Annotated in this window: 19 protein-coding genes; 9 read left to right on the top strand and 10 right to left on the bottom strand. The window is 71.0% G+C overall.

Features of this window, described 5'->3' with window-relative positions; translation table 11 throughout:
• Nucleotides 1-155: 155 nt before the first annotated feature.
• Entirely contained in the window at nucleotides 156-1,220 is a 1,065-nt protein-coding gene (locus ACX9TP_RS41610; RefSeq protein ID WP_482976238.1) for a mannose-1-phosphate guanylyltransferase, read from the top strand.
• A 29-nt stretch (nucleotides 1,221-1,249) separates the two neighbouring features.
• On the opposite strand, the gene ACX9TP_RS41605 is transcribed toward ACX9TP_RS41610, so the two are convergent.
• Nucleotides 1,250-2,848 (bottom strand): Tox-REase-5 domain-containing protein, encoded by a 1,599-nt coding sequence (locus tag ACX9TP_RS41605; protein ID WP_482976237.1) that lies wholly within the window; start codon nucleotides 2,846-2,848, stop codon nucleotides 1,250-1,252.
• A 255-nt stretch (nucleotides 2,849-3,103) separates the two neighbouring features.
• Here ACX9TP_RS41605 and ACX9TP_RS41600 point away from each other — a divergent pair, with 255 nt between their 5' ends.
• The 5 genes from ACX9TP_RS41600 to ACX9TP_RS41580 all read left to right on the top strand — a co-directional run bounded on the left by ACX9TP_RS41600 (nucleotide 3,104) and on the right by ACX9TP_RS41580 (nucleotide 10,121).
• Complete coding sequence (locus ACX9TP_RS41600) at nucleotides 3,104-5,206, top strand: serine/threonine-protein kinase (RefSeq protein WP_482976236.1); 2,103 nt, start codon at nucleotides 3,104-3,106, stop codon at nucleotides 5,204-5,206.
• A gap of 120 nt (nucleotides 5,207-5,326) precedes the next feature.
• Nucleotides 5,327-7,162, top strand: a complete 1,836-nt coding sequence (locus ACX9TP_RS41595; protein ID WP_482976235.1) for a CotH kinase family protein — start codon at nucleotides 5,327-5,329, stop codon at nucleotides 7,160-7,162.
• Nucleotides 7,163-7,247: 85 nt separating this feature from the next.
• The gene (locus ACX9TP_RS41590; RefSeq protein WP_482976234.1) at nucleotides 7,248-8,618 is read left to right on the top strand and encodes a phosphomannomutase/phosphoglucomutase; all 1,371 of its coding nucleotides are present in this window, start codon (nucleotides 7,248-7,250) and stop codon (nucleotides 8,616-8,618) included.
• Nucleotides 8,619-8,620: 2 nt separating this feature from the next.
• A complete protein-coding gene (locus tag ACX9TP_RS41585) occupies nucleotides 8,621-9,172 on the top strand; it encodes an NADPH-dependent FMN reductase (RefSeq protein ID WP_482976233.1) in 552 nt (183 codons plus the stop codon).
• Nucleotides 9,173-9,188: 16 nt separating this feature from the next.
• Nucleotides 9,189-10,121, top strand: a complete 933-nt coding sequence (locus tag ACX9TP_RS41580) for an ROK family protein (protein WP_482976232.1) — start codon at nucleotides 9,189-9,191, stop codon at nucleotides 10,119-10,121.
• A gap of 79 nt (nucleotides 10,122-10,200) precedes the next feature.
• Here ACX9TP_RS41580 and ACX9TP_RS41575 read toward each other — a convergent pair whose 3' ends face one another.
• The gene (locus tag ACX9TP_RS41575; RefSeq protein WP_482976231.1) at nucleotides 10,201-10,608 is read right to left on the bottom strand and encodes a hypothetical protein; all 408 of its coding nucleotides are present in this window, start codon (nucleotides 10,606-10,608) and stop codon (nucleotides 10,201-10,203) included.
• A 148-nt stretch (nucleotides 10,609-10,756) separates the two neighbouring features.
• On the opposite strand from ACX9TP_RS41575, the gene ACX9TP_RS41570 reads away from it, so the two are divergent.
• Entirely contained in the window at nucleotides 10,757-11,578 is an 822-nt protein-coding gene (locus tag ACX9TP_RS41570; RefSeq protein WP_482976230.1) for a helix-turn-helix domain-containing protein, read from the top strand.
• 59 nt (nucleotides 11,579-11,637) lie between these two features.
• On the opposite strand, the gene ACX9TP_RS41565 is transcribed toward ACX9TP_RS41570, so the two are convergent.
• Genes ACX9TP_RS41565 through ACX9TP_RS41555 form a run of 3 tightly spaced genes read right to left on the bottom strand, consistent with a single transcriptional unit; the run spans nucleotide 11,638 to nucleotide 14,386 of the window.
• Nucleotides 11,638-12,186, bottom strand: a complete 549-nt coding sequence (locus ACX9TP_RS41565) for a peptidase M23 (protein WP_482976229.1) — start codon at nucleotides 12,184-12,186, stop codon at nucleotides 11,638-11,640.
• Nucleotides 12,187-12,245: 59 nt separating this feature from the next.
• A complete protein-coding gene (locus ACX9TP_RS41560) occupies nucleotides 12,246-13,220 on the bottom strand; it encodes a HEAT repeat domain-containing protein (protein ID WP_482976228.1) in 975 nt (324 codons plus the stop codon).
• Nucleotides 13,221-13,243: 23 nt separating this feature from the next.
• A complete protein-coding gene (locus tag ACX9TP_RS41555) occupies nucleotides 13,244-14,386 on the bottom strand; it encodes a HEAT repeat domain-containing protein (protein ID WP_482976227.1) in 1,143 nt (380 codons plus the stop codon).
• 165 nt (nucleotides 14,387-14,551) lie between these two features.
• Here ACX9TP_RS41555 and ACX9TP_RS41550 point away from each other — a divergent pair, with 165 nt between their 5' ends.
• The gene (locus tag ACX9TP_RS41550; protein ID WP_482976226.1) at nucleotides 14,552-16,516 is read left to right on the top strand and encodes a fibronectin type III domain-containing protein; all 1,965 of its coding nucleotides are present in this window, start codon (nucleotides 14,552-14,554) and stop codon (nucleotides 16,514-16,516) included.
• Between the two features lie 84 nt (nucleotides 16,517-16,600).
• Here ACX9TP_RS41550 and ACX9TP_RS41545 read toward each other — a convergent pair whose 3' ends face one another.
• From ACX9TP_RS41545 to ACX9TP_RS41525, 5 genes are all read right to left on the bottom strand, one after another.
• A complete protein-coding gene (locus ACX9TP_RS41545; RefSeq protein WP_482976225.1) occupies nucleotides 16,601-17,905 on the bottom strand; it encodes an MFS transporter in 1,305 nt (434 codons plus the stop codon).
• A 36-nt stretch (nucleotides 17,906-17,941) separates the two neighbouring features.
• The gene (locus tag ACX9TP_RS41540) at nucleotides 17,942-18,952 is read right to left on the bottom strand and encodes a MerR family transcriptional regulator (protein ID WP_482976224.1); all 1,011 of its coding nucleotides are present in this window, start codon (nucleotides 18,950-18,952) and stop codon (nucleotides 17,942-17,944) included.
• A 156-nt stretch (nucleotides 18,953-19,108) separates the two neighbouring features.
• The gene (locus ACX9TP_RS41535; RefSeq protein ID WP_482976223.1) at nucleotides 19,109-20,137 is read right to left on the bottom strand and encodes a pectin acetylesterase-family hydrolase; all 1,029 of its coding nucleotides are present in this window, start codon (nucleotides 20,135-20,137) and stop codon (nucleotides 19,109-19,111) included.
• A gap of 81 nt (nucleotides 20,138-20,218) precedes the next feature.
• A complete protein-coding gene (locus ACX9TP_RS41530; protein ID WP_482976222.1) occupies nucleotides 20,219-21,736 on the bottom strand; it encodes a class I adenylate-forming enzyme family protein in 1,518 nt (505 codons plus the stop codon).
• Nucleotides 21,736-23,412, bottom strand: a complete 1,677-nt coding sequence (locus tag ACX9TP_RS41525) for an isovaleryl-CoA dehydrogenase (protein ID WP_482976221.1) — start codon at nucleotides 23,410-23,412, stop codon at nucleotides 21,736-21,738. Before ACX9TP_RS41525 ends, ACX9TP_RS41530 begins: the two co-directional genes overlap by 1 nt.
• A gap of 200 nt (nucleotides 23,413-23,612) precedes the next feature.
• On the opposite strand from ACX9TP_RS41525, the gene ACX9TP_RS41520 reads away from it, so the two are divergent.
• Nucleotides 23,613-24,641 (top strand): BPSS1187 family protein, encoded by a 1,029-nt coding sequence (locus tag ACX9TP_RS41520; protein WP_482976220.1) that lies wholly within the window; start codon nucleotides 23,613-23,615, stop codon nucleotides 24,639-24,641.
• Nucleotides 24,642-24,715 lie beyond the last annotated feature (74 nt).

The following is a 24,715-nucleotide window of genomic DNA, read 5'->3' as shown; positions in this document are numbered from 1 at the left end:
AACTCCTACCCACCTTCGGAGTCTCCCCGGGCGGGGAGCAGGCGGGCTGCCGTCCGTCCTGGCGGCCCGGGAAGAGGCCCCGGGCGGCGCGTTCCCCTTTTCCGCAGGGGCCGAAACGGTATGGTGCGCCGCCATACCAGGAGTTCGATACCCGTATGGCCCTCTACCCCGTCATCATGGCCGGTGGCTCCGGCACCCGTTTCTGGCCCCTGTCCCGCCAGGCGCGCCCCAAGCAGTTCCTGCCGCTGGCCTCGAAGCAGCCCCTCATCACCGACACCTCCGCGCGCCTCAAGGGGCTCGCCTCGGTGAAGGACACCTTCATCGTCTGTGGCCCGCTGCACGCCAAGGCCGCCGCGAAGCTGGTGAAGGGCCTGCCCAAGGGCAACCTCCTGGTGGAGCCGGTGGCGCGCAACACCGCCCCCGCCGTGGCCCTGGCCGCCGTGCAGGTGGCCGCCCGCAACCCGAAGGGCGTCATGGTGGTGCTGCCCTCGGACCACCACGTGGCGGACGTGCCCGGCTTCAAGCGCACCCTGGCGGAGGCCGCGAAGCTCGCCGAGGCGGGCCACATCGTCACGCTGGGCATCAAGCCCGCGCACCCGGAGACGGGCTATGGCTACATCCAGGTGGGTGAGGCCCTGGAGGGCGGCGGCCGCAAGGTGCAGGCCTTCAAGGAGAAGCCGGACCTGGAGACGGCGAAGGGCTACCTCGCGTCCGGGGACTACCTGTGGAACGGCGGCATCTTCCTCTTCCGCGCGGACGTCATCCTCGAGGCCTTCGCGAAGCACATGCCGGAGATGCAGAAGGGGCTGGACGCCCTGCGCAAGGCCGCGGGCAAGCGCACCTTCGCGTCCGTGCTGAAGAAGGTGTTCCCCAAGCTGCCGTCCATCTCCATCGACTACGGCGTCATGGAGAAGGCCTCCAACATCGCCGTGATTCCCGGCGACTTCGGCTGGTCCGACGTGGGCTCCTTCGCCGCCATTCCGGAGGTGCGCCCCGCGGACGCCAACGGCAACGTGGTGTCCGGTGACGCCGCGGTGGTGGTGGACTGCAAGGGCTGCGTGGTGCTCGCCGACAAGCGCCCGCTGGCCGTGGTGGGCCTCACCGACGTGGTGGTGGTGGACTCCGGCGACGCCGTCCTCGTGGTGCCCAAGGACAGGAGCCAGGACGTGCGCAAGGTGGTGGAGGCCCTCAAGGCCCGCAAGCTGACGAAGTACGTGTAGCGCGGCGAGCGGCTCCCCACGCCCGCGCTTCAAGGCGCGGGCGTGTGGACGACCTCGACCTCGTCGAGCCGCGCGCCGTCGAACAGCTTCCGCAGCGCGCGCTCCGCCTTCGCCTCCGCGACCTGCCAGCGGACGCGCGCCCCCGCGGCGAGCGCCGCCTGCTGCTGCCTGCGCGCCTCCTCCACGAGCGCCTTCGCGCCCCACCGTGAGAACCAGGGCTTCGGCGTGAAGTCGTCGTTGAAGCGGCTGGCGAAGCCCGGCCCCCGCGCCTCCAGCAGCACGCCGTCCGCGAAGCCGTCGAACCGCGTGGCGTCCTTGCGCCCCGGCTCGCCCAGCCAGTACGCCTCGCTCGCGGGGTGGCCGGACACGTGCTCCTGGTAGCGCGCCGCCCGCGGGGACAGCAGCTCGCGCGAAGGCCCCCAGCGTCCGGGCCCGCCCACCGGCTCGGGCAGGCGGCGGGGCTCCGACAGGGCCGCATCCAGATGAAGGACGGCGGCCGCGCCCGTCCCGTCGCCCAGCACGGTGACGGCGCGGCCCACCTGCACCGCGACGCGCTCCACCACCAGCGTGCCGTCCTCCGCCAGCGACACCACCGGCACGCGGTGCGCCTCCCAGCCCCGGCCCAGCGCCGCCAGCGTGCGCGGCGTGCCCACCACCGTGCCCCAGGTGGACAGCAGCGCGGCGCTCAGCTGCGACAGCTCGCGCACCTGCTCTCCCCGCGTCAGCCGCTGGAAGCGCGCCAGGTACCCGGGCGAGGACGTGACGAGCGCGGCGAGCCCTTCCGGCAGCTGCGCCAGCGCGGACGGGCTGCCTCCCGGCTGCGTGAGCAATTGCCCCAGCGCGAGCACCAGCTCGATGAAGGTCTCCTCCGCGCCGTCCCGCGCCACGGCGTCGTCGCGCACCTCCCCCAGCACCGGGCTGTCCCAGCCTCGCTGGAGCGCGGCGTCCACGGGCCGCCACACGCCCGTGGCTCCCGAGTAGAGCGCGCCCACCACGAAGGCGCCCGCGCGGAAGGCGCCCTCCCTCCACTGCACCTCGCCCACGCGCTGGCGCGCCGTCCCCGTGAGCGCCATGGCCAGGGTGCCATCCGGGCGCAGCACCGCGAGGCGCTCGTAGCGCTTCACGCGCTCCAGCAGCTCCGCGCGCGGCACCTCCTCGTCGCCCTCCACCACCTCGCGCAGCAGCCGCGAGGCGACGCGCCGCGGGCCGAAGCCCGCCGCCGTGACGGGCTGCTCCAGCAGCGCGCCGAGCAGGGCCGAGGCGTCCTCGGGCGACAGCGGCGCCGCGTCGGGCAGCCGCTCGTGTGCGAGGGGGAGCCCGGCCCGCTGGAGCACCTGCACGAGCGCATCGCCGCGCATCCGCTTCTGCTTCACGGCGCTCGCGGCCTGGCCCGCCCGGGCCGCGGCGTCGCCACCGTCGGCGGCCGCTGGCTCCTCCGTCGGTGTGAAGGAGGGCGGCGAGGCGGAGCGGTAGCGCAGCGCACCGCTGTCCAGGTCGCTCAGCGGCATCTCCTTCAGGTGCAGGGGGCCGCACCCGGTGACGGCCAGGAGCGGGATGAGCAGGGTGTGGGACAGGCCGCTGGGCTTGTGGCTGCTACAGCCGTGACGGCCGGAATGACGGACGAACATGGAGGACCTCTCGTCAGTCCCGGAGTAGCAGGCGGGGGTGACAGCCCCCGGAGGCGCCGGATGGCGCCGGATGTGCGCGGGAGAATCTTCGCGAGCCGCCCTGGAAGAATTACGGGTGCGTTGGGACCCGCACACCGGCACTTCTCGCGCTGTCGGGAGGTTGCCCTGTCCATTCGTGGACGAAGGAGGGCTGCACGAAGGTTGCAGAGCCAACGCCGCCCGCCCCACTTCGGGGGCGCAACGAGGGTGGCTTCGATGGCATGCAAGCACTGCGCGGTGACTCATCCGGCCGGGACTCCCTGCCCGGCCGGGCAGGCCGCCTCCACCACGTTCGCGGAGGTGTCGCTGGAAGGGCAGCGGCACGGGCCGCTCGTCTTCAAGCGCCGGCTGGGCGCGGGGGCCCTGGGCACGGTGTACCTCGCCGAGCACCTGCCCAGCGCGCACCGCTTCGCCGTGAAGGTGCTGCACCCGCACCTGGCCGCGCGGCCCGCCGTGCGCACGCGCTTCTACGCGGAGGCCCGCACCCTGCGCGAGCTGACGCACCGCCACGTGGCCCGCGTGCTCGACGCGCGCCCCGGCCCCGGCGGCCTGCCGTGCCTCCTCATGGAGCATGCGAATGGCGAGCCCTTCTCGCGCCTGCCCATGCCGCTGGCCCCGGTGGAGGCCGTGGAGTTGCTCACCCAGACGGTGGAGGCCGTGGAGGCCGCGCACGCGCGGGGCCTGGTGCATGGGGACCTGTGCGCCGACAACCTCGTGCTCACCCGCGACAGGCACGGCGAGCGGCGGGTGAAGGTGCTCGACTTCGGCGCCAGCGCCGTCCTCAGCGCCAGCCTGTCCGCGGAGGAGCGGGCGTGCGGCATGGTGGTGGGCTCGCCCGCGTTCATCGCGCCCGAGCAGTGGTCCGGCGAGGCCGTGGACGGCCGCGCGGACCTGTACGCGCTGGGCGTGGTGGGCTACCTGCTCGTCACCGGGCGCCTGCCCTTCGGCTTCGGCCGTGTGGGCGAGCTGACCCCGCCGCAGCCGCACGCGCTCAATCCCGGCGTGCCGACCGCGCTGTCCGCCGTGCTGCTGCGCGCCCTGGCCCAGCGCCCCGACGAGCGCTTCCCGGATGCGCGCGCCTTCCGCGAGGCGCTCGCCAGCTGCCTGACGTCCGAGGCCGAGCCGCGCTCCCCGTTCGCCGACGAGGAGGAGCCGCTCGCCGACATCGAAGTCGTCGTGGACGAGCTGGTGGAGGGCCCGCCCGCCGGGGTGTCCCCGCCGTTCCCCTACACGGGCGTGCCCTGGGACATCCTCCCGCATCCCATTCCGCTGGTGCCCGCCATGGCGGCCCCGGGAATGAATGCCAGCGTCTCCATCTTCGGGCAGCCGGTGCCCGCGGACGGGGCCACGCCGCTGCACCTCGCGCTGCGCGAGGCCGCGCACGGCGCCGCGCCGGTGCTGGAGGTCTCCGCGCCGTGTGTCCCCGCGCCCGCCGGGCTGCGCGTGCGCGTGGGGCTGGATGCCGCGTCGGGGCTGGTCTCCGTGGACGCCGGTGACGTGACGACGGACGGCTTCTTCGCCGCGTCGCGGGGGACGCTGCCGCCGCTCGCCGCGCGGGTGCCGGTGGAGCTGACCTTCGCCGGGCGCACGGTGGTGTGCGAGTGCGACGTCGTCCGTCACGTCACCCAGGACGAGGCCCGCATCTGGAACGTGGCCGCCGGCATCTTCGTCCAGTACGCCGAGCCCGGTGAGCCGCTGCTCCAGCTGCTGGCGCAGGCGCTCGCGAGCGCGCAGCGGCCCGCGCAGCTCCGTCCGGACGCCGAGCTTGCCCGCCTGCTGTCGCGCGCCGCCGGCGTGGCGAAGGACCCGTACGCCCTGCTGGGCGCGGCGCCGCACGCGGACTTCGACGAGGTGCGCCGCCGCGCCACCGCCGCCCTGCGCCGCCTGGACGGCTTCCGCCAGCGCCAGCTGCCCGTGGAGCAGCGCCGCACGCTGGAGTCCCTGCGCCAGCGCGTGGAGGCCGCCCGCCGCACCCTGGGCGAGCCGCTGAACCGCGCGGGCTTCGATGCCGTCCGGCGCAACCTCGCCGGGCTCGCGCGCTGTGTCGACGCGGGCCTCACGGACGAGGCCGTCGAGCCGCTGCGTCGCGCCTGGCTGGCCGCCCGCCCCGACGCGGAGGCCCGCGCGCGCACCCTCTTCACCCAGGGCCACGCCATGGAGGCCCAGCGCGCCCTGCGCGCCGCGCTCTCGCGCTACTCCGAGGCGCTCGCCCTGGACCCGCTCAACGTCTCCTGGCTGCGCCACTACCAGGAGCTGCGCCGCTCGGCGCGCGGTGTGACCCTGCCGACTCAATCCCTGTCCTCGGGGGCTCCTGCCTGAGAGGGCTACCCCCCGCGTCGGGGCAAAGCCTTTCCCTCCGTAGCCCTCCGCGCTTCGCCTTCACTGGCAAGACGCGGGCCAATCACCCTGGCGTGCGATTTGCTCTTACACGCGGGTGACATGAAACGGTTTGCCCTTCTCGCTGGACTGATGCTGCTGCTGGGCGCGTGTGGAAGCGCGTCCTCGAATCCTCCAACGCCAGACACTCCACTGGATGACTCGGGTGGGTTCGACCGGCCCGGCTCCGATGCGGGCACACCGCCCGATGCGGGTCTGCCGGACTCAGGCCCTGGCGACGAGGACGCGGGAAGGGACGCGGGCGTGCCGGACTCCGGCACCGCCGACGCTGGAGCGCCGGACTCCGGGACGCCCGACTCGGGCACGCCGGACGCGGGCCCCACGAAGCCGCTGCCCGACTGGCCGGCCCTGCAGACGTCCATTCCCGAGTACCGGCTCACCGTGTCGCCCGAGCACCTCCAGGCGCTGAACGACAATATCGAGAACCGGGACTACGAGGTGCCGGCCTCCTTCGCGGCGGACGGGCGCACGTACACGGTGGACCTGAGCTACCGCGGCCGCTCCACCCGCTACGAGGTGAAGAAGCCCTTCCAGGTGCACTTCGACAAGGAGGACCGCTTCCAGGGCGTGAGGCGCATCGAGTTGCTCGCCGCGTACAAGGACGGCGGCTACCTCACGGAGAAGCTCTGGTACGACACCGCGGCCAGCCTGGGCCTGGAGGTGCCCCGCGTCCGGTACGTCCACCTGTACATCAATGACGAGTACGAGGGCGTCTACGTGGAGGTGGAGTCCATCACCAAGGACTTCCTCGCGGCGCACGGCCTGGACGACGACGGCGACATCTACCGCTGCGGCATGCATGACTGTGAGATGCGGCCGCCGCCGAAGCAGCCGTACATGGAGGACTGGGAGAAGAAGACGAACGAGAAGGAGCCCTGGACCCGGCTGTGGACCTTCCTGGACGGGCTCAACCGCACGCCGCCGGACCGCTTCGAGGCCTTCGCGCGAAAGTATGTCGAGCTGGACGACTACATCACCTGGATGGTGCTGGACGCGTTCATCGTCAATCACACACACCAGGACGCGCGCAGCTACCTCATCTACAGCCGCGAGACGGGGAAGTGGACCTTCGTCCCGTGGGACTTGAACAACGCGCTCAGCCTCTACAACCGCAAGACGCTGCACACCAACCAGGGCGTGAAGAAGGACTACCCGCACCCGGGCTTCAGCGGGTACGACCCCAAGGTCTACGAGCTGTACGTCCACCGCCGGGATGACCTGGGCTACAAGGACATGCGGCCCACGTGGAGCACGCTGACCACGCGCATCCTCGACGACCCGACGCTGCGCGCGCAGTACATCCGCCGCATGCGCGAGCTGCTCGAGACGCGCCTCACCGAGGCGAAGCTGGGCGCCCGCATCGACAAGATGCACGCCCTGCTGGCCCCCTTCATCCTCCCGGACCAGGACGGCCACGTCGCGGACAAGTACGTCAGCCCCGCGCACGCCGCGGAGAGCGCCAACTACCTGCGCCGCTTCGTGCGCGAGCGCCGTGCCTGGCTGCTCGCCCACCTGGACGCGCTGGAGAAGCATGGCCAGGGCCCCCTGGTCATCGACCGGGTGGGGCGCGGAGCCTCCGGAGGCTGGTGGGTCCAGCTCTACAACCGGGGCAGCGAGCCCGTGACGCTGGACGGCCTGCGCCTCTCCGCAGACACCCGGGTGCCCTTTGCGCCCCAACTGTCCGCGCGCACGCTGGCGCCCGGGGAGCACGCCACCTATGAGCTCGCGGTGGACCCGGCCCGGACGGAGGTGGGCCTGTTCGACGCGGCGGGAATGAGGGCCCTGGACCTGCTGTGGTTCGCCCCGCTGGCCCCCGGGGAGGCGTACGGCCGGGAGCCCCGGGGGGCCGAGTCGTTCAGGAGTCAGCCCGGGCCTTGAGGCTTGTGCCGCCCGGCCCCGTGCTCGTGTAGAGTCCGCCGCCCTCTGCCATGCCCTCTGGCATCCTGGGGGCGGGGACACCTTCATGAACACGCATATCTTTCGCGAGTACGACATCCGGGGCCTGGTCGACAAGGACCTCACCGCCGAGGTGGTGGAGCTGCTGGGCAAGGGCCTGGGCACCATCATCCGGCGCCAGGGCGGGCGCTCCATCGTCGTGGGCAGGGACTGCCGCGAGTCGTCCACCCGCTTCCGCGACTCCCTCTGCGCCGGCCTCACCTCCACCGGGCTCAACGTGCTCGACGTGGGCGTGGTGCCCACGCCGCTGACCTACTTCGCCGCCAACACGCTGCCGGTGGACGGGCTCGCCATGATTACCGGCAGCCACAACCCGCCCGAGTACAACGGCTTCAAGATTGGCGCGGGGAAGACCACCTTCCACAGCCACGAAATCCAGGCCCTCCGCAAGCTCATCGAGGCGAAGGACTTCGAGGTGGGCTCGAAGAAGGGCCGCGTGGAGCCCTACGACATCATCACCTCCTACAACCACTTCATCCAGCAGACGGTGAAGATGGGCCGCAAGGGGATGCGCATCGTCATCGACGCCGGCAACGGCACGGGCGGCGCGGTGGCGGTGCCGCTGTTCCAGGCCATGGGCTTCGACGTGGTGCCCCTGTTCTGCGAGATGGACGCGACGTTCCCCAACCACCACCCGGACCCGACGGTGGTGGAGAACCTCGAGGACCTCATCGAGGCGGTGAAGCGCGAGAAGGCCGAGGTGGGCATCGCCTATGACGGCGACACGGACCGCATCGGCGTCATCGACGACAAGGGCAACATCCTCTGGGGTGACCAGATCATGGTCCTCTTCAGCCGCTACGTGCTGAAGGAGAGCCCGGGCGCGGCCATCGTCGGCGAGGTGAAGTGCAGCTACACGCTGTACGACGACATCGCGAAGCGCGGCGGCAAGCCCATCATGTGGAAGGCGGGCCACTCGCTCATCAAGTCGAAGATGAAGGAGGAGCACGCGGAGCTGGCCGGGGAGATGAGCGGCCACATCTTCTTCAAGAACCGCTACTTCGGCTTCGACGACGCCATCTACTCCACGGCGCGCCTGCTCGAAATCCTCACCAACGAGAAGCAGCCGCTGTCCGAGCTGCTCTCGGACGTGCCGAAGACGTACGCCAGCCCGGAGCTGCGCTTCGACACCAAGGAGGAGAAGAAGTTCGAGATGGTGAAGCGCGCCACGGAGACGCTGCGCGCGGCGGGACACGACATCATCGACGTGGACGGCGTGCGCGTGACATTCCCCGACGGCTGGGGCCTCATCCGCGCCTCCAACACGCAGCCCATCCTGGTGCTCCGCTTCGAGGCCAACACCCCGGAGCGCCTGAAGGAAATCCAGGCGCTCATCGAGGGCACGGTGGCCAAGGTGCAGAAGGAAGTCGGGGGCTAGCGATGACGGCCCCTCGCATCCTCGCGGTGAGCGGAAGCCTTCGGACTGGCGCCTTCAACCGCAAGCTCCTGGAGGTCGCCGTCCAGCACGCCCGCTCGCTCGGGGCGGAGGTGGACGTGGTGGACCTGAAAGCGCTGAACCTGCCCTTCTACGACGGGGACGTGGAGGCGGCGGGCCTGCCGGCTCCCGTCACCGAGTTGCGCGAGCGGCTGGGCAAGGCGCAGGGGCTCCTCATCTCCAGCCCGGAGTACAACTCGTCCATCCCGGGCGGGCTGAAGAACGCCATCGACTGGGTGTCCCGTCCGCCGGGGCGGCTGTTCCAGGAGAAGTGGGTGGCGATGATGGGCGCCACGCCGGGCATGTTCGGCACCTCGCGCATGCAGCCGCACCTGCGGCAGGTGCTGTCCTCCACGGGGGCGCACGTGCTCCCCGCCCAGGTGCACCTGCCGAAGGCCATGGAGGCCTTCACGCCGGAGGGGAAGCTGAAGGACGACGCGCGCCAGAAGGAAGTGGAGACGCTGGTCGCGGCGTTGGTGTCCAGGCTGAAGGGCTGAGAAAGGAAGGTCGCCGATGCCGACGCTGGGAATCGACCTGGGAGGGACTTTTGCCCGCGCCGCCGTGGTGGACGAGGGCGGGAAGATGCTGGCTTCCGCGAAGGTGGCCCTGGCCGAGCGCAGCCCCGCCGGGGTGGTGGAGACCATCGCCCAGGCCGCGGCCGCGGCCGTCAGGGGCGCGGGCGTCATGGTGAACTCGTGCGGGGTGGGCGCCGCCGCCCAGATTCACAAGGACTCGGGCGTGCTGTCGGTCGCTCCCAACCTGGGCTGGCGCAACGTGCCCCTGGGGCAGATGCTCACCGCGCGGCTGGGCAAGCCGGTGCGCATCGTGAACGACCTGGCCGCCGCGGCCTGGGGCGAGCTGCAGGCCGGCGCGGGGCGTGGGGCGAGCGACTTGCTGGTGGTGTTCGTGGGCTCGGGCGTGGGCAGCGCCATCATCGCCAACGCGAAGCTGCTGGACGGCGCGGGCGGGGTGGCGGGCGAGCTGGGCCACATCAAGGTGGTGCCCGGCGGGCGGCGCTGCGGCTGCGGTGAGCTGGGCTGCCTGGAGGCGTACGCGGGGGGCCACAACCTCATCGCGCAGACGCGCGAGCTGCTCGCGGCCGGGCGCTCTCCGATGCTGGTGGAGTTGACGGGCGGAGACCCGGCGCGGGTGACGCCGGTGACGCTGGAGCAGGCGGCGGAGGCCGGCGACGGCCCGTCGCGCGAGGTGTACGAGCGGGCCGCGCAGTTCCTCGCCCTGGCGGTGGCCAACCAGGTCACGGTGCTCAACCCGGCGCGGCTCATCCTGGGAGGCGGCGTGCTGACCCACTGCGCGGGCCTGCGGCGCCGCGTGGTGGAGGGCGTGCAGGGCTGGTCGTCCCAGGTGTCGCGCGAGGGGCTGCTCATCACCGAGTCCGAGCTGGGTGACGACAGCGGCATCATCGGCGCGGCGCTGCTGGCCGCGTAGCCCACCGCTCCTGCGGCCGGCTCACGAGGCGGCGCTCACCCTCACGGGTGGCGCCGCCTTCTTCGTGGCCCACGTCATCTCAGGCGTGCGCCACCGTGTGCGCCCCGCGCAGGCCCACGTACTGGAGCCCGGCGAAGCCCGCGACGGCCACGGCCTGGAACACGGTGAAGGCGTAGCCCAGCGTGGTGGGCGCCACCCAGTCCGTCGTCAACAGCAGCAGGCTGTCCACGGCCCACAGCACGTTGACCACCAGGATGCCCCAGACGAGTGGCTTCGACACCGTGGGCCGCACCGCGAGGAACACCAGCAGGGCCGCGAAGGGCAGCAGGCTGAAGCCGGCCACGCGCAACAGGCGCTCGTGCAGGCCCAGCAGGTCCGCCAGCGGTGAAGCGGCCAGGAACATCAGCGCGCCGGTGGCGCCGCTGACGACACCATCCAGGAGCAGGGTGCGGCCGAGCAGGGACTTGGAGGAAGAGAGCGCGGTCATGTGTGATTCCTTCGCGATGCGGGTGGGCACGAGCGGCGGTGAAGCCGTTCCGCCGTCGTGATGAACCCAAATTGCGCTTCCCCCTGTCCGGTCTCAATTACGCGGGAGGTAATTGGAGGCACTACGCCCCGCTTCTATGTTTCCGGACATGATGACCCAGAGCCGTCCTGTCGGAGAGCTGCTGCGCATCTGGCGCCAGCGCCGGAGTCTCAGCCAGCTCGACCTGGCGATGCGCGCGGAGGTGTCCGCGCGCCACGTCAGCTTCATGGAGACCGGCCGCAGCAAGCCGAGCCGGGAGATGCTGCTCCACCTCGCGGAGGAGCTCGACATCCCCCTGCGCGAGCGCAACGCGCTGCTCGTCGCCGGAGGCTTCGCTCCCGTCTATTCGGAGGGCAGCCTGGACCAGCCCGCGCTCGAGGCCGCGCGCGAGGCGGTGAACCTGGTGCTCACCGGCCACGAGCCGTACCCGGCCCTGGCCGTGGACCGCTACTGGACGCTGGTGGCCGCCAACCGCGCGGTGGGCCTGCTGCTGGAGGGCGTCTCCCCCGAGCTGTTGCAGCCCCCCGTCAACGTGCTGCGGCTCAGCCTGCACCCGGAAGGGCTGGCGCCGCACATCGCCAACCCGGCGCAGTGGCGCGGCCATGTGCTCGGACGGCTGCACCGGCAGGTGGCCGTCACCGCGGACGAGAAGCTCGCCGCGCTCCATGACGAGCTGCGCGCCCTGCCACCGCCCGGTGGCGGCGCCTGGCCCAAGGGCCACGGGGCGGACGAGCCGGTGAGCGTCGTCGTGCCCCTTCGCCTGAACACGCGCTTCGGGCTGCTGTCGCTCTTCAGCACGACGACGGTGTTCGGCACGCCCGTGGACATCACCCTGTCCGAGCTGGCCATCGAGTCCTTCTTCCCCGCGGACCGGCCCACGGCCGAATTGCTGCGGCGCGTGTCCTCGGAGGGGAAGCCCGCGGACGCGTGAAATGAAAACCCCGCCCCGGCACGTGTCTGGCCGGGGCGGGGCGTGAAGCGGACGGCGGATTACAGCGTGGGGGTGCCGACGCGGTTCTGGCAGTAGGCGCTGGAGCCGCAGGTGGTGCCGACGCTGGTGTACCAGGCCGACTTGCGGGTGCCGTACTGGCGGTTGTCCGCGTGGACGTGGGCGCCGGTGGAGTTGCCGGTGGAGCCCACGAGGCCCAGCGCGCAGCGGTCGCACGTCTTGGAGCCGGACGACGCGTTGGCGTTCAGGTGCAGCTGGCGGAAGTCCCAGCCGCTGCCACCCGTCACCACGTAGTAGTTGCCCGCGCCGCCGTTGCAGGTGGTGCCGCCGCTGCAGTTGGCCGCACAGCCGCCGTAGTAGGCGTAGTAGCGGCTGACGTTGATCATGCCGCGGTGGTTCCACACGCTGCACGTGCCGTTGCTCATGTCGAGCGCGGTGTGGCTGCTGCCCGAGCACGAGTAGTACGTGGTGGAGCCCACGCGGGCGGCGGCGTCACAGATGGGGCCCACGGCCGTCGCGGCGGCCACCGTGGTGGCCCAGCCGGCCACCACGAGGGTCAGCGCGGCCATCGTCAACTTCATGGTCTTCATAGGGGGACTTTCTCCTCTGGGGTTGCACTGCAGTGCTGCGTACCGCGGTGATGCAGGGGTCACCTCCGCAGCCGCTGCTTCTCGCGCAGCAGCAACTCCCACTCCTGGAGGTTGAGGCTCATGGCGGACAGCCACGCGTCGATTTCCGGGTCCATGGCGCGGTCCACGCCGCGCAGGGACTCCATCAGCGGGCGGGCGCTGGACTGGCCCAGCCGGGCCAGTCCCTGGAGCGCCGCCTTGCGTACCGCCGGGTTCGAGTCACTCTTGTAGAGGTCCACGAGCGAGCGTTGCGCGCCCGCGGACTCCGCGCCGGGCACGCCGCCCAGGGCCGTGGCCGCCGCCGCGCGCAGCGTGGGGTCCTCCGCGCGCAACTGCTTCGTCACCTGCTCCACGGCCGCGGGGCCCACGGCCTCCATGGAGACCTCGCCGAGCAGCTTCGCCGCCACCACCGGGTCCTCCGCCGCGGCCGCCGTGGCCACCGCCGCCTCGGACACCCGGCGGTCATGGCCGCTGTAGACTTCCGCGCTCTCCGCGACGAGGTTGTCCGCCACCGCCGCGCGCACCTCGGGGGAGGCGTCCCGCACGAGCTGCTCGTAGCTCACCACGCCGCCATTCTTTTCCATGAACTCCACGGAGGCCGTGGCCCTCATCGCGCGCACGGCCGCCGCCCGGACGGACGGGTCCGAGTCCCCGCTGGCCCTCGCCAGCAGCGGCTGCAGGAGCGAGGGGTCCTCCGCGTTGCCCGCCTTGGTCGCCAGCGCGGCGCCCAGCGCCTCCAGCACGGCCGGGTCCCGCTCACGGGCCAGGGCCGCCTGGAGCCCATCCGCGGACATGGCGAGCGCGGCCTCGCGCAGGCGCAGCTTCACGTAGCGTTGCAGGGCCGGCGAGCCGCCCTTCAGCGCGGCGCGCACGTCGTCCAGCATGCCCTCCACCGTGCACGTGGCGGGCTTGAGGACCGTCTCCTTCGCTTCCGTCGCGAGCGAGGCGCCGGGAAGGAGCAGGAGCAGGGCCGACAGGAGCGTGGTGCGCTTCATGGGGTTCATCCTCGTGCGGAGCATCAGTGCGGCGCTCCTTCCTCGACGAGGCAGGAGTGGTGCTCCGCCTTGCCCAGCCAGATGCGGGCGAAGTCCACCGCGCCCGTCGCGTAGAGGTCCCTGAACTCGGTGTAGTCCTGCACGAAGCGCGGGTCCTTCGCGGCGAACTCCTGCAACAGCGGCAGCGCGTTCGCGCCGGCCACGCGCACCGCGAAGCGGAAGATGGCCCAGCGCACGCAGACGTCGTGCTCCTTCTCGAAGGCCTCGCGGTAGATGTCCAACGCCTTGTCCGGCGAGCTGGTGACGCCCAGGCGGAAGGCGGCCATCTCCCGCACGTCGCGCTCGCGGTCCGTCTTCAGTGTCTTCTCGAGCTGCGCGAAGGAGTCCTCGCCGATGAGCGGGTTGGAGTACGACGGCATCTCCAGCGCGAGCAGCCGCACGGCCATGTCGTCGGACTTGCCGCTGATGTCGAGCAGCTCCTTCCAGTAGGGCGCGTACGTGCCGGTGCGCTCGTAGTCCTCCTTCATCACCCGGCCCATGGTGCGCGTGGCCACCCAGGCCACCGAGTCCACCGTCTCGTCGAGCGCCACGGCCTTCAGGCGCTTCAGGTCGGACGGGCCCATGCGCCGCTGCGTCTCCAGCGCGTCCAGCGCCGCGGAGCGGGCCTGCAGGGAGCCGGTCCTGTCCTCGCCCATCTTCAGCAGCTGCCCGGACACCTTCGCGTCATGCACGGCGGGCGCCGCCTTCACCGCCTCCAGGTAGATGTTCAGCTCCGGGGAGCTGGTGCCCTGAGACCACTCCAGCACCTGGAGCGCGCGGGCCGCGTCATTGCCCACCAATTCCGTGAGGCGCTCCTGGAGGTAGTTCGCGAGGTAGCGGTCCCGGTTGGCGATGGCCGCCGACAGCGCGGCGCGGAACGTGTCCATGGACACCGTCCGGTCGAACTCCTGGAGCCCGTTCCAGCAGCCCGGCATCGGAATCTGCTCCTGCGCCGGCTTGCGCTCCTCGGGCGATGGCGTCACGCCCGGGTCCGCCGCCTGCCCTCCGCCCACGCTCCCGGCGGCGGCGGTGGTGGCGCCGGCCGGCGCGCCGTCGTCGGTGGGGGGCGAGGAGGGGCCCCAGGGCAGCAGCAGCGCCACGGCCGCCGCCAGGAGCAGGGCGCCCACGAGGGCGGTCCAACGAAGGGTTCTGGGAGTCATCGGATAGGTAGGTTAGGCTGAGAAAGCCGCAAATTCTTGAATACTTGGAAAGTGGCGCGGCTGGCAATGGCTTTGTCTCATCCATGTGACAGCCCCCGGGTCACTCCCGCGTCACCCCTCTCAGGAGCCACCTTGAAACCCTCCTCGAATCCCAGGCCGGGCCGCGTGCTCGCGCTGGTGCTGGCGGTCCTGCCTTCGCTCGCGGGGGCGGCGGCCCTCTATGTGAGCCCCAGCGGCTCGGACTCGAATCCGGGCACGTCCACGGCCCCGCTGAAGACGATTCAGGCCGCGCTGGACAAGGCGACGGCGGGAACCACCATTCACCTCGCCGCGGGCATCTACCGCGAGCGGCCCGTCACGAAGCGGGCCGGCACCGCGACGGCGCCCATCACCCTCAAGGGGCCTGAGACCGGGAAGCTGCGCTCGGGGCGCTACAAGGCGGTGCTGTTCGGCACGGGGCGCATCTTCAACATCGACCACGGCCACTACGTGCTGGAGGGATTCACCATCGATGGGCAGGAGAAGCTCGTCAACAAGACCTGGCCCACGAGCCTGTCGGGCGTGCGCCAGTTCAAGGACGACAACCAGGGCCTCGTCGCTGACGGCCGGCTCATCTACATCGGCTCGGCGGAGGCGTCGCGCGACATCACCGGCGTGGTGATTCGCGACATGTTCCTCAACGGGGCGGGCGGCGAGTGCATCCGCATGCGGAACAACGCGCACGGCAATGAAGTCGCCAACTCGGTCATCCAGTGGTGCGGGATGTACGGCAAGGGCGACGACGTGGACGGCTACAAGTACCACAACGGCGAGGGCGTCTATATCGGCACCAGCCCCAAGTCGACCGACCAGCCGATGTATGCGAATGACCCCAGCTCGTTCAATCACATCCACGACAACACGATTCACACGTACGGCTCGGAGTGTCTCAACGTCAAGGAGAACGCCCACGACAACACGTTCGCGAGGAACGACTGCCGCTACAACGACGAGCCGCTGGAGTTCCTCGGCAGCCTCATCGAGCTGCGGGGCCACGCGAACGTGCTGGACACCAACGTCATCTCCGGCAGCCGCAGCTACGCGCTGAAGCTCAAGTCCGACTCCGGTGCGTACGACAAGGGCGGCAACGTGGCCAGGAACAACACCTTCCGCGAGGCGACCGGCGCCTTCATCCGCAATGACCACAGCGCGCCGCAGGGCACCTTCTGCGGCAACACGTTCGATGCGACGGCGCAGCTGGTGACGGGCAACTCCGTGGGCACTCCGACGGCGGCGTGCCCTGGCGGCTCGGACACGACGCCGCCCACGGCTCCGGCGGGGCTCACCGCGACGGCGGTGTCCAGCAGCGACGTCGACCTCGCCTGGAGCGCGAGCACCGACAACGTGGGGGTGACGTCGTACTCGGTGTACCGCGACGGGGTTCGCGTGTGCTCGGTGGCCGTGCTGTCGTGCCGCGACACGGGGCTGAGCCCGTCGACGACCTACGGCTACACCGTGAAGGCGCGCGACGCAGCCGGCAACTTCTCGACCGCGAGCAACACGGCGAGCGTGACAACGCCGGCGGGCACCGGGACGACGCTGCTGGCGGATGACTTCGAGGCGTCCACGAGCTTCCCGTCGGGGGCCTGGGCGAATGCCAGCGGCAACGGGAGCTGGGCCATCGTGACGGATGGAACGAAGGCGGCCCGGCAGCAGTCCTCCTCCTCCGGGACGTACATCGTCACGGCCGGCCAGCCGACGTGGTCCAGCTACACCTGGTCGGCGCGGGTGAAGGTGGGCTCCACGAGCGTCCGCAACGGGCTCGTCGCCCGGTACGTGGATGGCAACAACTTCTACTTCCTCGTCCTCCACAACGGGAACGTGGTGCTGAACAAGAAGGTGTCCGGCTCCACGCAGACCGTGCAGACGGTGCCGTTCACCGCGAGCACGTCGGCATTCCACACGCTCTCCCTGGTGATTCAGGGCACGTCCCTCCAGGGCTACGTGGACGGCGTGCTCCGCGTGCAGGGGACGGACACGAGCCTGACGGCCGGAAGGGTGGGCTTCTACGCGAACGGCGTGGTGACCTACGACGACGCGCGGGCGACCTCTCCGTAGCGCCGTCCTCCGCGCGGGGAGGACGGACCGCCCGTGAAGGCGTGGCCTGTCCCCGCGCGGCCCGGGCGCCTCGGCCGGTCGGGCTCACCGCCCGGCGGTGGGCGCGGGCGCTTCCGAGATGTCGCGGATGCGCGACGTGGCCATCGCCATCGCGACCACCACCACGAGGCAGCCGCCGCTGACGGCGAACACCTGTGGCAGCGCCACGCCCCGCATCAGCCAGCCCGTCACGGCGGCGGAGATGGGCGCCAGCCCCATGAAGATGAACATGAAGATGCTCATCGCGCGGCCCAGCAGGGCGGGCGGCACGCGGCGCTGAATCCACGTGAAGACGGCCACGTGCATGAAGCCGCTCAGCAGGCCGATGGTCAGCAGCAGCGAGGCGCCCTGCCACAGCGCGGTGATGAGCCCCATGGGGATGAAGAGCAGGCCCACCATCCCATCCACCAGCAGCAGCGTGGTGCCCAGGTTGCGGACCCGCATGCCGGGCCGTGCGCCGGCGACGCCCATCCCCAACAGCGTGCCCGCGCCGTGCGCCCCCATCAGCAGGCCGAACCCCGCCGCGCTCGAGCCGGGCAGCCGGCTCGCGAGCACCGGCAGTGCAATCTGGAGGGGTCCTGTAATCAGCAGCGCGATGGCCGACCAGTAGAGGAAGCACGTGCGCAGGTCGCGGTCGTTCCAGCACCACCGCAGGCCCTGTGCCACCGATTGCCACACCGCCTGTCCCGCCGGAGCCCCGGTGCGGTCCGCCGGAGCCGTGGTCATCACCCGGGACAGCGTCCACGCCGACACGGCGAAGCTCATGGCGTCGAACAGGAAGGCGACGCCCAAGCCCCGGGTGTCCGACACCCGCTCGCTGTGGCCATCCCCGAAGGCGGCAATCATCCCACCGGCGAGCAGGGGGCCCGCGAACATCGACAGCTGGCGCAGGCCCAGCACCACGCCGTTGGCGGCCTGGAGCTGCTGGGGCGCAATCACGTGCGGCAGCAGGGACGTGCCCGAGGGAATGCTGAAGGCCATGGCCAGGCCGAGGCCGAAGGCGAGCAGGGAGAGCGAGACCGTCGAGATGTTTCCGGTGAAGACCAGCGCGGACAGGGCCAGGAGCAGCACCGTGCTCACGTGCTTGGTCCACATCAGCACCCGCTTGGGCGAGTACCGGTCCACCACCGCGCCGCCCACCAGCATGAACACCGCGCGCGGCACGCTCATCACCCCGAGCACCAGGCCCAGCACCAGCGTGTCGCCGGTCATCATCAGCACCAGCCACGGCAGGGCGATGATGGTGAACTGGTCGCCCAGCATCGAGATGATGCTGCCGCTCAGCATCCACTTGAAGTTGCGGTCCTTGAACAGGCCGGCGCGTGGCGGGTCGCTTGGATGGGGATTCATGGTGTCTCTGGCTCCTCTGGAACGGAGCCTCCAGCCTCACGCTGCGATAGGGTCAAGCACGGATTGCACCGCGCGCTGCAGGTACTGCCGCACCGCCTCTTCGCGCACCGACGCGGCGGCCACCAGTGGCTCCTGGCGGTAGGCCGCCAGCAGCTTGTCGAACAGCACGGCGTCATGGTCCGCCACGCGCTCCAGCAGGCCCAGCCACTGCTTCCCGAGCGCTCGTGCCCGGGACGCGCCGGGTGATACGCCCTTTCGCATCAGCTCTGCCGCGGAGCCCGCCAGCGTGTCCCACGCCTCGGGCGGCACCTGCTTCAGGCGCATCAGCTCGTCGATGCTCAGGTGCCGTCCGAGCGCGGCCATGCGCAGCTGGATGGCCCGGTCCATGTACGCCACCATGCCCAGGTCGGGCCCCTTGCCGGTCAGCGCGGACGGCTCGCGCCTGTACATCTCGCCCCACCGGTACATGAGGTCGAAGTTCCCATTCATCCAGATGCCCATCAGCGTCATCCAGCGGTGCGCCAGGGGCTGCACCTCCAGGCTGTCCGCTGGAATGCCGGCCTTGATGGTCCGCCGCACGTCGGTGATGAGCGCCACCCAGTCGGTGGAGATGCGCCGCCAGTTGCCGAAGATGGTCTTCAGCTCGTCCGCGCTGAAGTATTTGTCGCAGGTGGTCATCATCCGGATGGTGGCGAGCCAGTCGTCCATGTCCGGCACGCTTCCGGTCTCCAGCTTGGCCTGGAGCATGCCCAGCCGCGCGCGCAGCTTCTCGGCCTGCTCAATCTGCACGTCGAGGGCCCGCAGCTGCTGCTCCACGATGACAGGCAGGGTGGTGCCGCCACCGTCCAGCAGCCGGGCGATGTCCTCCAGCGACAGGCCCAGCTGGCGCATCGCCTGGATGGCGTGCAGCCGGGCGATGTCCTCCGGCCCGTAGAGCCGGTAGCCGCCCTCGGAGCGGGTCGAGGGTGTGAGCAGGCCGATGGCGTCGTAGTGGTGCAGTGTCCGCACCGTCAGCCCGGCGTGCCTGGCGAGCTCCCCGATTCGCATCCCGTGTCCTCCCATCCTGGCCTCCAGGATGAACCCTGACGCTACGTCAGGCTCAAGTCCTGAATGCCAGGGTGGGGGGCCGCTGGGAAGGTGGGGCTCACCACGGGCCAGGGGACCTCCTGGCCCGCCACGAAGTGTACGGATGGCGACCGACGCTCACGGCTCCTGCACGTTGTTCCAGGCGGCATCGCCCGCGACCCACTGGGAGACCCAGTCCTCGAGCGCCACGCCGGTGGTGCTGGTGAGGGTGTCCAGGCTGCCCAGGAAGGTGTGCTGCGTCCCGCGCTTGAGGAAGTACCTCGCGTTCTCCTTCCCGTCGTACGACGTCGTGAGCAGCTGCAGCGTCCGCGTCTCGAAGTCCGCGGCGGAGTAGCCGAAGAAGTTGCTGAGCACGCTGTCCCGGCTCCATGCGAGCAACCCGAAGCGCGACTCCGGATACGTGTCCGCCAGGTACGCGGGGAAGCGCGTGAAGTCCGTCGCGCAGTTCGTGCACGCGGCCGGAATCGTCACGCCCCAGTTCTTGAGCCACGTGTCGAGGAGCGTGCCCGCGGGCGTCACCATCTGCCCCGAGTCGGCGAGGACATGCACCTCGGCCGTGGGGAACGCGGCAACGACGCGCTCGTAGTTCAGTTGCGCGCCGAACGCGCCCGCGCTGCTCCCCCCGAGGAACACGCGCTTCACACCCGGGAAGGTGGAGACGAGCCGGGGAAGCCACGCCTCCACGTTGCTGGCGCCCTTGTGGTGCACCTGCTGCGTGCCGTAGGTCTGCACCGCGTCGCCGCCGTGGACGTCGCCCGTGCAGTAGGGGACGAAGACGTAGGACATGCCCCGGAAGGGGTTCGCCGGCTCCGCACGGTCGAACATGTACGCAGTGCGGGTGCCGTCGGTCTGGAACTGGGCCGCCCGGTAGCCCGTGCTGATGTTGCTCGCGCTGCGCAGCACGAAGCACGTCCGCTCGTCCCAGCAGGCGCCGCCGCCCTGCATGTAGATGTAGAGGTCCGTGCTCGCCTCGTTGGGGTTGACCCCGATGCCCGTCTGCTCGCCGTTGCCGCACTCGGTGCCGGCGATGTCCACCCAGGTCCAGGCGTCGGGCGTCGCGTCGATGGGTGGCTCGTCCTCGTCACCACAGGCGGTGAAGGCGAGCGGAAGCGAAGAGCAGAGGAGGGTCAGCAGGAGCTTGCGCATGCGGCGGGAGTGTCCCCGCCGCCGGGAGTTCCGGCAATCACCCGCTGGCCGCACGGGTGAGGGCCGTGGACTTCTGCACGCTCACGCCCGCGCATACTTCTTGCGCAGCTCCACCTTGAGGACCTTGCCCGAGGGCGTGCGGGGCAGGGTGTCCGCCACGTGGAAGATGCGCGGCGACTTGTACCGCGCCAGGCGGGCCTCGCAGTGGGCGCGCAGGCTGCTCTCGTCGAAGGTGGCGCCCGGCTTCAGGACGAGGACGGCGGCGACCGTCTCGCCCCAGTCGGGGTGCGGAATGCCGATGACCGCCGACTCGACGAGGTCCGGATGGCTGGCGAGCGCGTCCTCCACTTCCTTCGAATAGACGTTCTCCCCGCCGGTGATGATCATGTCCTTCAGCCGGTCGACGATGAACAGGTAGCCGTCCGCGTCGATACGGGCGACGTCTCCCGTGCGGTACCAGCCGTCATGGAAAGCGGCGGCGGTGGCCTCCGGGTCCCGGTGGTAGCCCAGCATCATCGACTGGCACCGCATCCAGATTTCGCCCACCTCGCCCGGCCCGGCTTCCGTCTCCGTGTCGCGCATCACCTTCACGTCGCAGCCGCTGACGGCATACCGGCCGATGGAGCCCGCCTTGGCCACCTGCTCCTCCGGCCGCAGCAGGGTGCCCGTGGGGCCCGTCTCCGTCATGCCGAAAATCTGGAAGAAGCGCTCGGTGCGGTAGCGCTTCGCGAGCAGGCGCGAGGTGTCCGCGTCGATGGGGCCGCCGCCATACAGGAAGGTCCGCACGCTGCCGAGGTCATACCGGTCGAAGTCCGGCACGACGCGCAGGGGCATGAGGAAGGCCACCGGGGCGCCGAAGAACAGCGTGCACCGCTCGCGCTGAATCGTCTCCAGCATGCCGAGCGGGTGGTACTCCGGCATCATCACCACCGTGGCGCCGACGTAGAGGCTGCCCAGCAGCAGGTTGTTGAGCGGGAAGCTGTGCCACACCGGCATCGCCAGCAGGACGCGGTCGGTGGAGTCCAGGCCATAGGCCAGGCTGCTGGCGATGCCCGCGAAGAGGACGTTGGCGTGCGAGTGCAGGCAGCCCTTGGGCAGCCCCGTCGTGCCGGACGTGTAGAGAATCTCCGCGACGTCGCCGGGGGCACAGGCGCGCTGCGAGCGGACGGCGGGCGCCGGAGCCCCGAACATCGTGACTCCGTCGAGCGTGTCATCCCCGCCGAGCAGCAGGACGCGGCACTTCTCACGGCTGCTGTCGGGCACGCCCGTGGCCAGGTCCTTGTCAGCCAGGAGGAGCTTGCTCTCGCTGTGGCCCAGGATGAAGGCCAGCTCCGGCGGGGCGAGCTTGTGGTTGAGGGGCACCGTCGTGCCTCCCAGCCGCAGCGTCGCCAGGAAGCCCACCACCCACGAAATCGTGTTGCGGCCGAAGACGGCGACCTTGTCGCCCGGCCCCACGCCGTACGTCTGGAGGTGGCCGGCCATCCGGGTGACGGCCGCGTCGAGCTCGGCGAACGTCACGCGCCGGCCCGGGGTGACGAGCGCCTCGCGGGTGCCGTACTTCCGCGCCGCCGTGGTGAGCACCTCATCGAGCGTCCACATCACTTTACCTCCTCGGTGAAGGCGCGCTCGATGAGGGCCTGCATCGGCGCGTGCGCCGGAAGCGTGCCGAACGTCTGTCCATGGGCACCGCCCAGGCGCGACTCGCAGAAGGCGTCCGACACCGCGGTGTTGCCCGCGCGGATGAGCAGCGACGCCTGGAGCGCGACGGCGAGCCCCTCGACGATGAAGCGCGAGCGCGTCTCCATGGAGTCCGTGTTGGCCAGCTCCTTGTGCAGGCGCGCCGTCGCCGCGTCGTACGCCGCGTGCCCGCCCTGCGCCGCGAGCAACTCCGCGAAGAGGGCCTCGCGGCTGGCCGGCTCGCGCGAGGCGGCGCGCAGCACGTCCAGGCACTGGATGTTGCCGCTGCCCTCCCAGATGGAGTTGAGCGGGGCCTGCCGGTACAGGCGGGCCAGGTTGGCCTCCTCGACGTAGCCGGCGCCGCCCAGGCACTCCTGCGCCTCGTTGACGAAGACGGGCGTGCGCTTGCAGACCCAGTACTTGCCCACGGCGGTGGCGATGCGGGCGAAGGCGGCCTCCTTCGCGTCGCGGGGGCTGGCGTCCACGGCGCGGGACACGCGCGCGGTGAGCGTCAGGTGGGCCTCGGACTCCAGCGCCAGGTCCGCGAGCACGTTGCGCATCAGCGGCTGGTCCACGAGCCGCTTGCCGAACGCGGTGCGGTGCCGCGTGTGGTGCAGCGCCTGCACCAGCGCCTGCCGCATCTGCCCGCTGGAGCCAATCATGCAGTCCTGCCGCGTCATCGCGACCATCTCCAGGATGGTGGACACGCCGCGCCCCTCCTCGCCCACCATCCACGCGAAGGCGCCGTGCAGCTCCACCTCGGAGGAGGCGTTGCTCCAGTCGCCCAGCTTGTCCTTGAGCCGCTGGATGCGGATGGCGTTCAGCTCGCCGTCCGGCGTGAAGCGCGGCATCAGGAAGCAGGAGATGCCGCCCTCGGCCTGCGCGAGCACGAGGAACGCGTCGCTCATGGGCGCGGAGAAGAACCACTTGTGGCCCACGAGCGCATACGGCTGCCCGGGCCCGCGCGCGCTGCCCATCCGCTGGGCGCGCGTGGTGTTGGTGCGCACGTCCGAGCCGCCCTGCTTCTCCGTCATGCCCATGCCGACGGTGTTGCCCGTCTTCTGGGCCGCAGGGATGAAGCGGCTGTCGTACGTGGCGGAGCTCACGCGCGGCACCCACTCGCGCGCCAGCTCCGGCTGGTGGCGCAGCGCGGGCACGCAGGCGTACGTCATGGTGAGCGGGCAGCTGGTGCCCTGGTCGGCCTGGTTGTGCAGGTAGAAGAGGGCCATGCGGGCCACGTGGGCCCCGGGCGTCGCCTCGTTGCGCCACGCGAAGCCGGACACGCCGTGGGCCATGCCCAGCTCCATCAGCCGGTGGTAGGCGGGATGGAACTCCACCTCGTCGCGGCGGTGGCCATAGCGGTCGAACGGTCGGAACTTCGGCTTGTTCTCGTTGGCGAGGACGGCCAGCTGCTGCATCTCCCCGCCCACCAGGGGGCCGTACTTCGCCAGGTCGGCCTCGGCCCAGCCGCCGCCCTCGCGGGCCACCACTTCGCGCAGGACGGTGTCCGTCTTCCAGGCGTCGTAGACGAGCGGCGGAGGCTGGTTGGTGACTTCGTGGGTGACGAAGCCAGCGGCGATGGAGTGGGGGTCGGTCATGGTGAGGTCCTCCCGCGGGCCGGGGCCCAGACTTCCCCCTGGCTTACCGTGAATGGACGCCTCAGACCACCCGCGCCCCGACCGGAAAGCGCAGGCGCTCCGCAACCATTATTCACGGATGGTGTTGGAGGCCGGAGCGCGCCGTGGGAGCGGCCGTCGCCAGCGGGAATGAGCCGGCTGGCCAGTGAGGAGGCGACTGCTTGAGCAAGCCGACGACGTGGATGCGGTGGTGGGCCCCGCTGGCGCTGGGGCTGGGACTGGCCATGGGCTGTGGCGCCGAGCCCTCCGTGGAGCCGGGGACGGCTCCTCCCGTGGAGAGCGTGCAGCAGGGCGTGAGTGCCTGCACCGGCCCCACGGGCGCCGTCTGTCGCTTCGTCACGCCGGCGGAAGCGGGGACGCCCGGCTCGGGGAGCTACCCGGACCCGCACGTCGTCATCCGTCCCAAGGTTCCGGCGAAGGCGGAGCTCGTCGTCTTCCTGCCCGGCACGGGCGGCAAGCCGGAGAACCTGCTCAGCGGCAACTACGCGGATGCCGACCACAGCATCTACGCCAGCGCCAGCTCCAGGGGCTACCGCGTCATCGGGCTCACGTACCAGAACCTTCCCGCCGTCGGCATGCTCTGCGGGAGCAATGATGGCTGCTTCCTCCCCACCCGCCGCACCCTCATCACCGGCGACGTCCAGCCCGGCAGCGCCGTGACGTCCATGAACCCGGAGGACGCCATCATCCCCCGGCTCACCCGGTTGCTCGTGTACCTGCGTGACACGGGCGACCCGGCCGGCGGCTGGGGCAGCTTCCTCAAGAATCCCTCCTGCATCCCGTTGTTGTGCCGCCTCGACCCGGCGAAGGTCATCGTCTCCGGGCACTCACAGGGCGGTGGCCACGCGGGCGTCATCGGCAAGGACTACGGCGTGCGTCGCGTCGTCATGCTCGCCTCGCCCTGCGATGCGCTCGGCAACACGGGGACCTCCGCGAGCTGGACCCTGCCGCCGTTCACCACGCCCACGGGCGCGGACACGTACCGCGGCCTCATCGCGCGCGGACAGACGGGTACCGACTACACGCGCGACAGCTGCGACCCGGATGCGCCCAGGCACTGGGCCCCGGAGCGGATGAACGCGCAGTGGCGCCGCATCACCAGCACCACCGGCCTGTGCCCCACGGACCCGCACGCCTGTGTCGTCCGGGACGCGCAGTTCTTCACCGAGTGGCAGAGCCTGTGGCCGTAGCGCCGTGAGCCGCTTCTTCGGACGGCCCCTGGACGCGTGCTTCCACCGCGGCCCCTCGTGCCAGCGCACCGCCC

The organism is Pyxidicoccus sp. M15 (genome assembly GCF_056858435.1).
Note: the sequence above shows the minus strand (reverse complement) of the source record. Positions and strands in the feature narration are given on the sequence as shown.